Genomic DNA, 14,660 nt, shown 5'->3' on the forward strand with positions numbered 1-14,660 from the left:
CCATGAGCCGGACGCTGGCGAAGTTCACCTCCAGGGCCATGTTCACCTTCGTCGGCGGCGTCCTGGTCATCAATCCCGCCTTCGCGCAGGATCCGGCCACGCCGGCGCCCGTGGCGCAGCAGCAGGGCCAGGCGAGCCCGACCCAGCTGGACGCCGTGCAGGTCACCGGCATCCGCAACAGCCTCAGCCAAGCGATGGATATCAAGCGCGACTCGGCTGGCGTGGTGGATGCCATCAGTGCGGAGGACATCGGCAAGTTCCCCGACACCAACCTCGCCGAGTCACTGCAGCGCATCACCGGTATTTCCATCGAACGCCGTGATGGTGAGGGTGCACAGGTCACCGCGCGCGGCTTCGGGCCGCAGTTCAACATGGTCACGCTCAACGGGCGCCAGATGCCCGGCGCCGATGCCTTCGGTGCATCTGGACAGGTCGCCATCGGCGGTGTCGACGGCGGTACCCGCGCCTTCAACTTCGCCCAGCTTGCCGCCGAGGCCATCAACGGCATCGAGGTCTACAAGACCAGCCAGGCCAATGTGCCCAGCGGTGGCATCGGCGCTACGATCAACATCCTGACGGCGCGACCCTTCGACCATCAAGGCACCGTCGCCAGTGCCGGCGCGAAGATCGTCTCCGACGAGAGCCAGCCGTTCGGTGACGACCTGACGCCGGAACTGTCCGGCCTCTTCAGCTACAGCAACCCGGAAAAGACCTTCGGCGTTGGCGTGAGCGCCAGCTACCAGAAGCGCAAGGGTGGCTCGGTGCAGGCCACCAACAATTACTGGAACATCCAGCCGTGGACCGGCACGCTGCCGGGCAACCCCACGGTGGTCAATGCACCGGCAGTGGGCGCGTTGTACGGTCGCCCGAACGACCTCCGCTATGCGTTTTCCGAGTTCGAGCGCGAGCGCATCAACGGCCAGGCCGTGCTGCAGTTCGCGCCGACCGATGCGGTGACGCTGACCCTGGATTACACCTATTCGACCAACGAGATCACCGAGAATCGTGGCGAACAGGGCATGTGGCTGCAGAACAGCAACTACACCGACGTCGAGTTCGACACCAGCGGCGCGGTAGCCACGCCGATCTACATCCGAGAGGTCGCGGGCACCAAGGATTTCGGGCTTGAGCAGCAGCGCAGCATGCAGAAGTACAAGCTGGGATCGCTTGGCTTCAATGCACTGTGGCAGCTCACCGATCGGTTCAAGCTGAGCTTCGACGCGCACGATTCCAAGAACGAAAGCCGGCCGAACGATCCGCTCACCGGCGGTGGCTCCATCTTCAGCAGCATCGCCGGTACCAACAACTGCACCACCGGCCCGCATTGCGGTGGGTCGTGGGTGCAGGAAATGAACTTCAACAACGGCCTGCCGGTGGGCACCCAGGTCTGGTACCCGAGCACGGCCGATGCCCTCGCCAAGGTCAACGGCGTGGTCAATCCGGGGTTCGTGCCGGGCGAGATCGGTTCGCAGGTGCTGCGCATCAATTCGCAGACCCAGGTCAGCGAGATCAAGCAGGGCCGCGTTGACGGTGAGTGGAGCTTCGACAAGGGTCGCTTCCAGTTCGGCGTGGATTCGAGCAAGCAGACCACCCACCGCATCCAGGCAGCGGAGAACTACAACACCCTGGGCGACTGGGGCGTGGCCAACGTCGACGGGGATGTGGCAAACGGGCTGATGGACCTGCTGCAGCCGGTCAACATCGTCGGGTTGTTCAACGACTTCAATGCCAACAGCTTCACCGCCTGGCGCGGCGATGCTGGCCGCCTGGCGCAATGGGCGGCGGACAACTATGGCGCCAGCCTCGGCGTGAGCCCGCAGCGCGCCGCCGACAACCTGGTGGAGGAGAAGACGAAATCCGCCTATTTCCAGGTCGAGCTGGACGGCGAGCTGGGCGGGCTGCGCACCAATACCCGCCTGGGCGTGCGCTATGAAACCACCGATGTGGTGTCCACTTCGGTCATCGCCATCCCGGAGGCCATCGAATGGCAGTCCAACAATGACTTCCGCGTGGTGTTGTCCGATGAGCAACAGCCGTTCACCGAAAAGAACAGCTACAGCTACGTCCTGCCCAACCTCGATTTCAGCATCGACCTCATGGACGACCTGAAGGGCCGCGTCTCTTTCGGCAAAAGCATCGCGCGCGCGCCGATCGGAAACCTTTACGCAGGTCCGACCGCACAGCAACCATTCGGCTCGGTGCTGATCGATCCGTCTTCGCGGGCCAGCGGCACCGCACAAAACCCACAACTGAAGCCACTGGAGTCGGACAACCTCGACATGGCGCTGGAGTGGTACTTCGCTGACGCCAGCTACGTGTCGGTCACGTATTGGAACAAGCGGGTCGCCAACTTCATCGGCAATACCGTGGTCCAGGAAAACCTGTACGGACTGCGCGATCCCACTGCCGGTCCGGATGCGCAGGCGGCGCTGGCCTTCCTCACCAGCGGCACCTGCGCTACCCAGGTGGGTGCGGCGAATGCGGCGGCCTGCAATGCCAACGACACCGCGTTGTTCACCGCGCTGGCACTGCTGCGCAACAATCCCGCCGGCCTGGGTGCCTACAACGGGACGGACGCGCAGGTGCTGTCCACCGAAGCCGCCTACGACCTGTATGGCACCGCAGCCGACCCGCTGTACCAGTTCAACGTCAACCGCCCGATCAACCAGAACGAGTCCAAGCTGAGTGGCTGGGAGCTCGGTGGGCAGTACTTCTTCGGCGATACCGGGTTCGGCGTGCTGGCCAACTACACCATCGTCAACGGCGACGTGGGCTACAACGATGCGGGTGATCCGAACATAGACCAGTTCTCGCTCACCGGCCTCAGCGATACCGCCAATGCCATGCTGATGTACGAAAAGTACGGATGGTCGATACGCCTGGCCTGGAACTGGCGTGACGAGTATCTGATCCTGGCCAACCAGGGCACCAGTCGCAATCCCTACTATGTGGAAGAATACGACCAGTGGGATCTCAGCGTGAACTACACACTGAATGAAAACTGGTCCTTCGGCCTGGAGGCGATCAACCTGACTGGAGAGGACGTCCGCTGGCGTTCGCGCACCTCGCAGATGATCGTGAAGCTGGCTGACCAGAGTCCGCGTTACATGCTCGGCGTGCGTTACAGGTTCTGAACCGTGGGGGTGCCGCTGCCTTGCCGGCGGCACCCGTTCAAGGCTCCTGCTGGGAGGGGACGACACCGTGTCGCGATACGAAATGCTCAACAACATCGCCCACCACGACCTGCGCGTGGCCACCGGCTTCGGGCCCGAATTCGGCGACGCGGTGGGCATGGTGCCGGCCTATCCGAGCGAGTTCGCCGAACTGCAGCGGGAATACCCCATCTTCCTGCGCCGCGATGCCGACAGCGGCGCCTGGCAATCGGTAGCGCTGCTCGGCTTCGAGCAGCATGAGAATCTGTTCCTGCAGGACGGCCACTGGAATGCCTCCTACCTGCCCGGGGCCGCGGCAAAAGGGCCGTTCCTGATCGGCTTCCAGGACCGCCACATCGATGGCACGCTCAGCCGCGAAGCGGTGCTGCACGTGGATCTTGATCATCCGCGCGTGACCGCGATGCAGGGTGAGCCGGTGTTCCTGCCGCAGGGGGGAAACTCCCCGTACCTGGACCACATCACCAGCGTACTGCGCGGCATCCACGATGGCCACGCGTTCGGTGCGGACATGTTTGCCGCGCTGGACGCGCACGGGCTGATCCAACCGGTCACGCTGGATGTGCAGGTCGACCCGGAACATCGCTTCACGGTCAACGGGCTGCACGCGATCGACCGTGATCGCCTGGCGCTGCTGGATGGCGCCGCGTTGGCCGGGCTCAACCGCGCCGGCTATCTGGAAGGGACCTATCTGATGCTGGCCTCGCTGCACAACATGCGCCGCCTGATCGCCGAGAAACAACGACGCCTGCGCATGCAGGATGCTGCGCCTACGGCGGGCAGGAACTGACCGATGCGGGAGGCCGTTGCCATGCGCGCACTGGAAGGCCTGGACCCCGGCGCGCTGCCGTTGCAGGCGCTGGTGGACGCTGGCGAGCCGGTGGTGCTGCGCGGCATCGTGCGCGACTGGGGACTGGTGCAGGCCGGATTGCGCGGCCCCCACGAGGCCATGGCCTACCTGCGCCGCTTCGATGCAGGGTCGCTGGTCCCGTATTCTTTCGGCGACCCCGGTATTGAAGGGCGACCGTTCTACACGGCGGACTTCACCGCGTTGAACATCGAGGTCCGGCGCGGCGTGCTGTCAGAGGTCCTGGAGGCGATCTCGGACCATCTCGCTTCGCCCAGCCCGCCGACCTACTACGTCGCCTCGCTGCCGGTCGCGCGTGCGCTGCCGGGGTTCACCGAGCACAACGACGCCGGGCTGGCCGGGCAGGGCATCGAGGCGCTGGCCAGCATCTGGATCGGCAACCGGGTCACGGCCTCCTGCCACTACGACACCCCGCAGAACCTGGCGTGCTGCACGGTTGGCCGACGCCGGTTCACCCTGTTTCCGCCCGAGCAGATCGACAACCTCTACCCGGGCCCGATGGATCCCACCCCCGGCGGGCAGGCGGTCAGCGTGGTGGATTTCGACCGCCCGGATTTCGATCTTCACCCCCGTTTCCGTGATGCCCTGGCAAGTGCGCAGAGCGCCGAACTGGAGCCCGGTGATGCCATCTTCATCCCGAGCCTGTGGTGGCACCACGTGCGCAGCCTGGAGCCGTTCAACGTACTGGTGAACTACTGGTGGCGCGGTTCGCCGAGCCTGCTGGCCTCGCCCCTGCCGGCGCTGCAGCATGCGATGTGGGCCCTGCGTGACCTGCCACCGCGTGAGAAACACGCGTGGGCGGCGATCTTCGACTACTACGTATTCGGCCCCGCCGAACGCGCCGGGCAGCATCTGCCCGAAGCCGCACGGGGCGAGCTGGCACCGTTCGATACGACCCAGGCGCGGCGCATGCGCGCCCGGCTCCTGGCGCTACTCAACCGTTGATGGGGACATCGCATTGAACGCTGTAGACACAACACAAGGGCGGATCCGCAAGGTCGTCATCGCCGGCGGTGGCACTGCCGGTTGGCTTGCCGGCTGCGCGCTGGCCCACCAGTTCCGCGATCAGCTCGACATCGTTCTGGTGGAGTCCGAGCAGATCGGTACCGTCGGCGTGGGCGAATCCACCGTGCCGCCCATCCGCATGTTCCACCGCTTCCTGCAGATCGACGAGCAGGAGTTCCTGCGCGCGGTGGCCGGTACGTTCAAGCTCTCGATTTCGTTCGAGAACTGGCGTCGCCCCGGGGACCGTTTCATCCATCCGTTCGGCACCATCGGGCAGGGCACCTGGGCCACGCCGTTCCACCATTTCTGGTTGGAGAGCCTGCGCCGGGGCATGCCCTCGGACCTGGGCGAATTCTGCCTGGAAAGTGCGGCCTCGCTGGAAGACCGGTTCTCCCTGCAGACCCAGCCGCAGGCCAGCTACGCCTATCACTTCGACGCCAGCCTCTATGCCAGGTTCCTGCGCGGCAAGGCCGAGGCAAACGGCCTGCGCCGGGTGGAAGGCAAGATCCGCGAAGTCCGCCAGCACGCCCATGACGGCGCGGTGGCATCGTTGGTGCTGGAAGACGGACAGGTCATCGAGGGCGACCTGTTCATCGACTGCACCGGCTTCCGCGGCCTGTTGACCGAGCAGACCCTGCATACCGGCTATGAAGACTGGCACGAATGGTTGCCCAGCGATCGCGCCGTTGCCGTACAGACCGAGTCGGTCAATCCGCCGGTGCCGTACACGCGCGCCATCGCACACGAGGCCGGCTGGCGCTGGCATATCGCGCTGCAGCACCGGGTGGGCTGTGGGCTGGTGTTTTCCAGCCGCCACATGTCCGATGACGAGGCGCAGGCCAAGCTGCTGCGTGACATCGAGGGCCGGCCCCTGCGCGACCCCTGGCTGGTGCCGTTCCGCAGCGGGCGCCGGTTGAAGGCATGGAACAAGAACGTGGTGGCGCTGGGGCTTGCCAGTGGGTTCATCGAGCCGCTGGAATCCACCAGCATCCACCTGACCATCAGCGCGGTAGTGCGCCTGATCCAGTTGTTCCCGCTGGAGGGCATCAGCCCATCGCTGATGGCGCTCTACAACGATGTCAGCCGCCAGGAAATGGAACACGTGCGCGACTTCATCATCCTGCATTACCACGCCAACCAGCGCGACGAGCCGATGTGGAAAGCGTGTCGGGAGATGGCACTGCCGGAGTCGCTGCAGGTTCGCCTGCGCGCGTGGCGCGAGCGCGCCCACGCCTGGCAGGACCCCGGCGAACTGTTCCGGGTCGACTCCTGGACCAGCGTCCTGACCGGGCAGGGCATCCAGCCGGGACCGCCGCATCCGTTGTCGCGCGCCATCAGTGATGCGGACCTGCGCACGCTGCTGGATCGCATCCGTCGGCCGGTGCAGCAGGAGGTGGCGAAGATGCCGTCGCAGGCCGCGTTCATCGAGCGCTACTGCAACGCGTCGGCGCAGGCATGGCAACGGGGCATGGCGGTGACATAGCCGCCCGACATGCTGTTGCCGCTGATTGGTAGCGCTACCTTCAAGCCAAAACTGGTGGAAACGATGGATCTGGTTGCCGGAATCGACGCGGGTACGCAAAGCCTCAAGGTGGTGGTCTACGACCCTGCCGGGCGCAACGTGGTGGCCAGCGCCAGCGCACTGTTGGCGCTGGCCAGCGGTGCCGACGGCAGCCGGGAACAACAGCCGGCCGACTGGGTCGCGGCACTGCACGCCTGCTTCGCCGACATCGATCCCGCGCTGCGCTCGCGCATTGCCGCGCTGGCTGTTTCGGGCCAACAGCATGGGTTCGTGGCGGTGGATGAAGCGGGTGAGGTACTGGCACCGGCCAAGCTGTGGTGCGACACCAGCAGCTCGGCCGAGTGCGGGCAGATCATGCAGGCGGCAGGCGGCAGGGCGCGCACCATCGCATTGGCCGGGAACCCTGTCCTCACCGGGTACACCGCATCCAAGCTGCCCTGGACCAAGGCCCATCGGCCCGAGGCCTATGCCCGGCTTGCGAGCATCCTGCTGCCCCACGATTACCTTAATTTCGTGTTGACCGGACAGCGTTTCTGCGAGTACGGGGATGCGTCCGGCACGGGCTGGCTGGACGTACGCACCCGCACCTGGTCGAGCGAACTATTGCATGCGACCGATCCCGAGCGCGATCTTGCGGCCTGCCTGCCACGCATCGCCGGGCCCGAAGAAGTGTTCGACATCGACCCCGCCACGGCGACGGCGTTGGGGCTGCCGGCGACGGTGAAAGTGGCTGTCGGAGGCGGCGACAACATGATGGCGGCCATCGGCACCGGCTGCGTGGTGCCGGGTCGCCTGGCGATGAGCCTGGGCACCTCGGGCACGCTGTTCGCCTACTCCGATACACCCGTGGTCGACCCGGACGGGGCATGGGCGGCCTTCTGTTCGTCCACCGGCGGCTGGCTGCCGCTGATCTGCACGATGAACTGTACCGTGGCGACCGAGCAGGTCGCGGCGGCTTTCGGCTTCAGCACGCGCGACGGTGACGCTCACCTGCGAGCGACTCCGCCCGGTGCCGACGGGCTGGTGATGCTGCCGTACCTCAACGGCGAACGCACGCCGGACCTGCCGTTCGGCAAGGGCATGCTGGCCGGGCTGGACACCACCAACATGACGCCTGCACACCTCTATCGCGCGGCGATGGAAGGGGCCACTTACAGCCTGAAGTACGGCTTCGATGCCTTCGTACGCGCGGGCATGTCGTTCGATTCCATCGTGCTGACCGGCGGCGGCAGCAACAGCGCGCAGTGGCGGCAACTGGTGGCCGATGTGTTCGGCCTGCCGGTGGACGTGCCCAGCCAGCCTGAGGGCGCCGCGTTCGGTGCGGCGCTGCAGGCGGTGTGGGCGCTGGGCCACGCGCGGGGCGAAGCCACCTCGATCGCCGACATCGCCGACCAGCACGTAGCGCTGGATCCGCTCCGGTCCGCACGCCCGGACCCGGCGCGCATGCAGGCCTACGCCACCGCCTATGCACGGTTCCTGCGCCACCTCGATGCCATCACGCCGCTGTATCGCGACGGATCCCCCTCAACGCCACACCCCGCACAACGACAGGAAGACCCCTCATGACCACCCAGCCCTTCATCGGCAGCAAGGAATACTTCCCCGGCATCGGCCGCATCCCCTTCGAAGGACGGGGGTCGGACAACCCGCTCGCCTTCAAGGTGTATGACGCGGACAAGCGCGTCGGGGGCAAGACCATGCAGGAGCACCTGCGCTTCGCAGTCTGCTACTGGCACACCTTCTGCAATGCCGGGCATGATCCGTTCGGTCCGGGCACCCGGCATTTCCCCTGGGAAGCCGGATCGCCGATGGCCAGCGCCGAGGCGAAGCTGGACGCGGCGTTCGAGTTCTTCACCAAGCTGGGCGTGCCGTACTGGTGCTTCCATGACATCGACCTGGCACCGGACGCCGACGACGCCGTTGTCTACGAGAAGAACCTCAAGCACATGGTGGCGCTGGCCAAGGCCCGCCAGGACGACACCGGCATGAAGCTGCTGTGGGGCACGGCCAATCTGTTCTCGCACCCGCGCTACATGAACGGTGCGTCCACCAATCCGGACTTCGCGGTGGTGGCGCGGGCCGCCGTCCAGGTGAAGGCGGCGCTGGAAGCAACCGTTGAACTGGGCGGCGAACATTACGTGTTCTGGGGTGGCCGCGAAGGGTATGCCGCACTCGCCAATACGCAGATGAAGCGCGAGGTCGACCACCTTGCACGCTTCCTGACCATGGCGCGCGACCATGGCCGCAGCATCGGCCTGAAGGGCAACTTCCTGATCGAGCCCAAGCCGATGGAACCGATGAAGCACCAGTACGACTTCGACAGTGCCACGGTGGTCGGATTCCTGAAGGAACATGGCCTGGACAAGGATTTCAAGCTCAACATCGAGGCGAACCACGCCACGTTGTCCGGTCATACCTTCGAGCACGATCTGCAGGTCGCATCGGACCACGGGCTGCTGGGCAGCATCGATGCCAACCGCGGCAATGCCCAGAACGGCTGGGATACCGACCAGTTCCCCACCGACCTGTACGACACCGTCGGCGCGATGCTGGTGGTGCTGCGCCAGGGCGGGCTGGAGGGCGGCCTGAACTTCGATGCCAAGGTGCGCCGTGAATCGACCGACCTGGAAGACCTGTTCATCGCACACGTCGGGGGCATGGATGCGTTCGCCCATGGGCTGGAAGTCGCCCATGCGCTGATCAACGATTCGCCGCTGGAACAGTGGCGGAAGGAGCGTTACGCCAGCTTTGAAAGTGGTACCGGCAAGGCGTTCGCAAGCGGCGCGCTCAGCCTTGCCGAACTGGCCGCGCTGGGTGCGAAGAGCGGCGAGCCCAGGCAGGTCAGCGGCAAGCAGGAGCGCTACGAGAACCTGATCAACCAGTACCTGCTGCGCTGACCGCGCAGGCTCGCGTCGATGGAACCCAACCGGGGAGGGGCAGGGCAATGCAACAGGCAGTGAACAGCGGCGAGAACACCCGACTGATCGTCCTGATCAGCGTGGTGGCGACCATTGGCGGATTCCTGTTCGGGTTCGACAGCGGCGTGATCAATGGCACCCAGGACGGACTGCACCAGACGTTCAAGTCCGGCGAATGGATGCAGGGATTCGAGATCGCCTCGATGCTGCTGGGCTGCGCGTTCGGCGCCTTCAGCGCAGGCCGCCTGGCCGACCGCCTTGGCCGCCGCAACGTGCTGATCGTCTCGGCGGTGCTGTTCCTGCTGTCGGCGATCGGCGCCGGTGCAGCCCCGTCGTCGGGGATGTTCATCATCGCGCGGGTACTGGGCGGTTTCGCGGTAGGCGCGGCCAGCGTGATCTCCCCGGCGTACATCGCCGAGGTGGCGCCGGCGCGTTACCGTGGCCGCCTGGCCACGGTCCAACAGATCGCGATCATCAGCGGGCTGACGGCCGCGTTCCTGTCCAACTATCTGCTGGCGGCCACCGCCGGTGCCTCGACCGAGCCGCTGTGGGCAGGCCACGCGGCCTGGCGCTGGATGTTCTGGATGCAGGCGGTACCCTCGCTGTTGTTCCTGGTGCTGTTGTTGGCCATTCCAGAAAGCCCGCGCTACCTGATGGTGAAGCGCCGCAAGGACGAGGCATTGCAGGTGCTTGGGCGGCTGTTCGGCGCGGCCGAAGCGCAGGCCAAGCTGGCCGAGATTGATGCCTCGCTGTCGACCGACCACCATCGCCCGCGGCTTTCGGACCTGCGTGACAAGGCCAGCGGCAGGATCCGCCCGATTGTCTGGGTGGGCATCGGCCTGGCGACCTTCCAGCAACTGGTTGGCATCAACGTGGTGTTCTACTACGGCGCGGTGCTGTGGCAGGCAGTCGGCTTCTCTGAAAACGATGCCCTGCTGATCAACATCCTGTCCGGTGCGCTCAGCATCGGCGCCTGCATCGTGACCGTGCTGCTGATCGACCGGATCGGGCGCAAGCCGTTGCTGTGGGTCGGCTCGGCCGGCATGGCGGTGGCCTTGGCGCTGCTGGTGTTTTCCTTCGCCAGCGGCTCACTGGTCGATGGGCGCCTGCAGCTGCCCGGCGGCATGGGCACGCTGGCGCTGGTGGCTGCCAATGCCTACGTGGTGTTCTTCAACGTTTCCTGGGGGCCAGTGATGTGGGTGATGCTGGGCGAGATGTTCCCCAACCAGATCCGCGGCTCTGCGTTGGCGGTCGCTGGTGCGGCGCAATGGACTGCCAACTTCGCCGTGACGGTGACCTTCCCGATCCTGCTGGCCGCCATCGGGCTGGCCGCAACCTACAGCCTCTACCTGGTGGCGGCGGTCATCTCGGTGTTCTTCGTGCTGCGCTTCGTGCACGAAACCAAGGGCAAGGAACTGGAGCAGATGGAAGGATGAACACGATGCCGAATCGACGCTTCATGCAGGCCGGCGGTGGTCTACTGCTGGCCGCGCTGGTGCTGGCCGTGGCGGCCTGCGGGAACGAGGGGAAGGCCGTTGCCGCTGCGCCGGCCGACCCGGATCCGTGGCCGCAGGTCGCCTGGCCGCTGGCCGAGGATGCGGCTCTGGAGAAACGCATCACCGAGCTCATGGCGACCCTGACGGTGGAGGAGAAGGTCGGCCAGCTGGTGCAGGGGGATATCGCCAGCGTGACCCCGGACGACGTGCGCCGCTACCGGCTGGGCTCCATCCTGGCAGGCGGCAACTCAGACCCCGGCGGCCGTTACGATGCCTCGCCTGCGCAATGGCTGGCACTGGCCGATGATTTCCATGCCGCCTCGATGGACACCTCGCAGGGCGGCAAGGCGATCCCGGTGCTGTTCGGCATCGACGCGGTACACGGGCAGAGCAACATCATCGGCGCGACCCTGTTCGCGCACAACATCGGCCTGGGTGCGACCCGCAATCCGGAACTGCTGCGCCGGATCGGCGAGATCACCGCACTGGAGACCCGCGTGACCGGGATGGAGTGGGCCTTCGCACCGACCGTGGCGGTACCGCAGGACGATCGCTGGGGGCGCACCTACGAAGGCTATTCGGAATCGCCGGAGGTGGTGGCCAGCTACGCCGCTGCAATGGTCGAGGGCCTGCAGGGCAAGGTGGGCTCGCCCACCTTCCTGGACGAGCGCCACGTGATCGCTTCGGTCAAGCACTTCCTCGGTGATGGCGGGACCGTCGATGGCAAAGACCAGGGCGATGCCCGGATTGATGAAACCGAGCTGGTGCGCATCCACGCGGCCGGCTATCCGCCCGCCATTGCCGCAGGCGCACAGACCGTCATGGCATCGTTCAACAGCGTCAACGGCGAGAAAATGCACGGCCACAAGCCGTACCTGACCGATGCGCTGAAGGGACGCATGAACTTTGGTGGCTTCGTTGTGGGCGACTGGAACGGCCACGGACAGGTGAAGGGCTGCACCACCACGGACTGCCCTGCCACCATCAACGCCGGCCTGGACATGGCCATGGCATCGGACAGCTGGAAGGGCTTCTACGAAACCACACTGGCGGCCGCCAAGGCCGGCACCATCAGCCCGCAACGCCTGGATGACGCGGTGCGTCGGATCCTGCGGGTCAAGCTGCGCCTGGGCTTGTTCGAGGCGGGGAAACCGTCTTCGCGTGCGGTCGGCGGCCAGTTCGCGCTGATCGGTGCACCGGCCCATCGCGCGGTGGCCCGGCAGGCAGTGCGCGAGTCGCTGGTGCTGCTGAAAAACCAGGGCGGCGTGCTGCCGCTCTCGCCGAAGCAACGCATCCTGGTGGCCGGTGACGGTGCCCACGATGTCGGCAAGCAGGCCGGCGGATGGACGCTCAACTGGCAGGGCACCGGCACGACCCGCAAGGATTTCCCGAATGCAGACAGCATCTTCGAGGGCATCGCGCAGCAGGTGAAGGCGGCCGGTGGTCACGCCGAACTTGCGGTTGACGGACGTTATGGGAGCCGACCGGATGCAGCCGTGGTGGTGTTCGGGGAAAACCCGTACGCCGAGTTCCAGGGCGATCTGCCGACGCTGGCGTACAAGCCGGGCGACGATGCGGACCTGGAGCTGCTCAAGCGCCTGAAAGCCGATGGCATTCCCGTTGTCGCGGTGTTCCTCAGCGGACGCCCGCTGTGGGTCAACCGTGAGCTCAATGCCGCCGATGCCTTCGTCGCGGCATGGCTGCCGGGATCGGAGGGCGCGGGCATCGCCGATGTCCTGCTGCGCGGTGCCGATGGCAATGTCCAGCACGACTTCAAAGGCACCTTGAGCTTCAGTTGGCCGCGCACGGCGACCCAGTACGCCAACAACGTGGGCCAGAAGGACTACAACCCGCTGTTCCCGTTCGGCTTCGGGCTGACCTACGCTGACAACGGCGCGCTGGCCCCACTGCCGGAAATTTCAGGCGTGACCGGCAAGGAAGGGGCGGTCGGGGTGTTCTTTGCACGCGGTGACGCCGGCCCCGGCATGGCACTGCGACTGGAAGCCGACACGGGGCAGGGCGTGACGGTCACGAAGGTGCCGGATGCGCTCGGGTCGGACCTGCTCACGGTTGCCGGCGTGGACCATCTTGCGCAGGAAGACGGGCGCCGGCTCAGCTGGTCGGGCAAGGGCGAGGCGACGGTCGCACTGCAATCGCACACGGCGCTGGACCTGCAGCGCGAGAGCAACGGCGACCTGATGCTGTTGACCACCCTGCGGGTGGAGTCCGCACCGCAGGGCGATGCCTGGCTGTCGGTGGGCTGCGGCACGGGCTGCTCGGCGCGCATCGCGATCGGGCCCACGCTGGGGCGATTGCCGGCAGGCCAATGGACACGCGTAGGGGTGCCGCTGAAGTGCCTTGCCGCCGCGGGTGCGGATGTCGGCAAGCTGGATCGCCCCTGGTCGATCGGCACGGCAGGGAAGATGACGCTAGCGGTGTCGCGCGTAGCGCTCGGGGCGCTGAACGAGGCGGAGACCACCATCGAGTGCACGGGCGCGTGACGGTGCGTGCTGCGCTAGCGAGGCCCGGGAGGACGCGCGACCGAATCGCGCACCACCAAGCGGTGGGGCACGACGTGGTCAGTCAGTACACGTACGCCTTCCTGCCGGCGGCGGATGGTGCGCAGCAGGATTTCGATCGCGGCATCGGCCATCGAGGCGATCGGCTGATGGACAGTGGTGAGTTCGGGCCAGACGGTGGTTGCGGCCGAGGTGTCATCGAAACCGACCACCGACAGGTCGCGGGGCACCTCAAGGCCGCGCCGGTGGGCGACGGAGATCGCTGCCGCCCCCATGTCGTCGTTGCTGGCGAAGATCGCGGTGGGCGGCCGACGGTGGCGCAGCAGCTTCTCGGCGGCGGCCAGCCCGGAGCGGTAGGTGTAGTCGCCCTGCTGGACAAGGCCGGGGTCGACTTCAAGCCCTGCGTCATGCAGCGCGCTGACGAAGCCGTCGTAGCGCCGCGCGCTTGCGCTGAGGTCGCTGCGCCCGCAGATGAAGCCGATGCGGCTGTGGCCGTGCTGGATCACGTGTTCGGCCAGTTCCCTGCCGGCGTGGAAGTCGTCGATGCGCACGCAGGAAATGTCGTTGCCGAGGTGGCCCGATGCGATCGCGACCACCGGGATGCCCGCCCTGAGCAGCTCGTTCACCGCGGCCTGCGACTCGCACAGGGGCGGCGGCAGGATGACCCCGTCGACCCGGCCGGCAAGCGCACGCGCCGACCTGCGCTCGGCCGCAGGGCCCAGATCGTCCCAGTAATCGACGACCAGCTGGATCGCGGCGCCCGACGCCACGCGCAGCAGCCCGACCAGCAGTTCACGCAGGTAGGCACCACTGGGATCGGTGTAGATCAGTGCGATGCGCGTGTGCTGTGCGGCGGCCAGCGAACTGGCGGCGAGGTTGGGCGTATAACCGAGTTCGCGCACCGCGCGCATCACGCGCTCACGGGTGACATCGCGGACTTTGCCCTGGTTGATCGCGCGCGATACGGTCATCGGCGAGACCCCGGCCAAGGCCGCCACTTCGTCGATCGTCACGCCGCTGGTTTTGCGGCGGACCGATTTCTTCGGCTTCTCCAATACGCGCTCCCGTTGTGCTTCGTGGCGCCATCGACAGCCGCGCACGTCCCGAGCTTACAAGGTTTACCGCCCGCGCTGCGGGGTCGCCCGGATGGCAAGCGGTGTCA

At 66.3% G+C, this 14,660-nt stretch carries 9 protein-coding genes; 8 read left to right on the forward strand and 1 reads right to left on the reverse strand.

Translation table 11 applies throughout. The features are described 5' to 3' along the window. The first annotated feature begins 2 nt into the window (after nt 1-2). From CXG43_RS16920 to CXG43_RS16955, 8 genes are all read left to right on the forward strand, one after another. Nucleotides 3-3,134, forward strand: coding sequence for a TonB-dependent receptor (locus tag CXG43_RS16920; protein ID WP_101101084.1), 3,132 nt, complete (start codon nt 3-5; stop codon nt 3,132-3,134). A 67-nt stretch (nt 3,135-3,201) separates the two neighbouring features. Continuing rightward, nucleotides 3,202-3,960 carry a SapC family protein gene (locus CXG43_RS16925; RefSeq protein ID WP_198551479.1) on the forward strand — a complete coding sequence of 253 codons (759 nt, stop codon included), beginning with the start codon at nt 3,202-3,204 and terminating at the stop codon, nt 3,958-3,960. A gap of 3 nt (nt 3,961-3,963) precedes the next feature. Further along, nucleotides 3,964-4,983 carry a cupin-like domain-containing protein gene (locus CXG43_RS16930; RefSeq protein ID WP_101101086.1) on the forward strand — a complete coding sequence of 340 codons (1,020 nt, stop codon included), beginning with the start codon at nt 3,964-3,966 and terminating at the stop codon, nt 4,981-4,983. 13 nt (nt 4,984-4,996) lie between these two features. Then, nucleotides 4,997-6,526: a tryptophan halogenase family protein gene (locus tag CXG43_RS16935; RefSeq protein WP_101101088.1), complete on the forward strand. Its 1,530-nt coding sequence runs from the start codon at nt 4,997-4,999 to the stop codon at nt 6,524-6,526. A 63-nt stretch (nt 6,527-6,589) separates the two neighbouring features. After that, the gene (gene xylB / locus CXG43_RS16940) at nt 6,590-8,131 is read left to right on the forward strand and encodes a xylulokinase (protein WP_101101184.1); all 1,542 of its coding nucleotides are present in this window, start codon (nt 6,590-6,592) and stop codon (nt 8,129-8,131) included. Further along, nucleotides 8,128-9,462 carry a xylose isomerase gene (gene xylA / locus CXG43_RS16945; protein WP_101101090.1) on the forward strand — a complete coding sequence of 445 codons (1,335 nt, stop codon included), beginning with the start codon at nt 8,128-8,130 and terminating at the stop codon, nt 9,460-9,462. The genes xylB and xylA overlap by 4 nt, the downstream gene beginning before the upstream one ends. A gap of 47 nt (nt 9,463-9,509) precedes the next feature. Continuing rightward, the gene (locus CXG43_RS16950) at nt 9,510-10,919 is read left to right on the forward strand and encodes a sugar porter family MFS transporter (protein WP_101101092.1); all 1,410 of its coding nucleotides are present in this window, start codon (nt 9,510-9,512) and stop codon (nt 10,917-10,919) included. Continuing rightward, nucleotides 10,916-13,480, forward strand: coding sequence for an exo 1,3/1,4-beta-D-glucan glucohydrolase (locus tag CXG43_RS16955; RefSeq protein ID WP_101101094.1), 2,565 nt, complete (start codon nt 10,916-10,918; stop codon nt 13,478-13,480). Before CXG43_RS16950 ends, CXG43_RS16955 begins: the two co-directional genes overlap by 4 nt. A gap of 14 nt (nt 13,481-13,494) precedes the next feature. Here CXG43_RS16955 and CXG43_RS16960 read toward each other — a convergent pair whose 3' ends face one another. Beyond that, nucleotides 13,495-14,553: a LacI family DNA-binding transcriptional regulator gene (locus tag CXG43_RS16960; RefSeq protein WP_101101096.1), complete on the reverse strand. Its 1,059-nt coding sequence runs from the start codon at nt 14,551-14,553 to the stop codon at nt 13,495-13,497. Nucleotides 14,554-14,660 lie beyond the last annotated feature (107 nt).

Source organism: Stenotrophomonas sp. Bg11-02 (genome assembly GCF_002836635.1).
Lineage (GTDB): Bacteria > Pseudomonadota > Gammaproteobacteria > Xanthomonadales > Xanthomonadaceae > Stenotrophomonas > Stenotrophomonas lacuserhaii.

Coding starts and splice junctions, on each gene's coding strand:
- CXG43_RS16920 (WP_101101084.1), top strand. CDS start 3: ATGAGCCGGACGCTGGCGAAGTTCACCTCCAGGGCCATGTTCACCTTC.
- CXG43_RS16930 (WP_101101086.1), top strand. CDS start 3,964: ATGCGGGAGGCCGTTGCCATGCGCGCACTGGAAGGCCTGGACCCCGGC.
- xylB (WP_101101184.1), top strand. CDS start 6,590: ATGGATCTGGTTGCCGGAATCGACGCGGGTACGCAAAGCCTCAAGGTG.
- xylA (WP_101101090.1), top strand. CDS start 8,128: ATGACCACCCAGCCCTTCATCGGCAGCAAGGAATACTTCCCCGGCATC.
- CXG43_RS16950 (WP_101101092.1), top strand. CDS start 9,510: ATGCAACAGGCAGTGAACAGCGGCGAGAACACCCGACTGATCGTCCTG.
- CXG43_RS16955 (WP_101101094.1), top strand. CDS start 10,916: ATGAACACGATGCCGAATCGACGCTTCATGCAGGCCGGCGGTGGTCTA.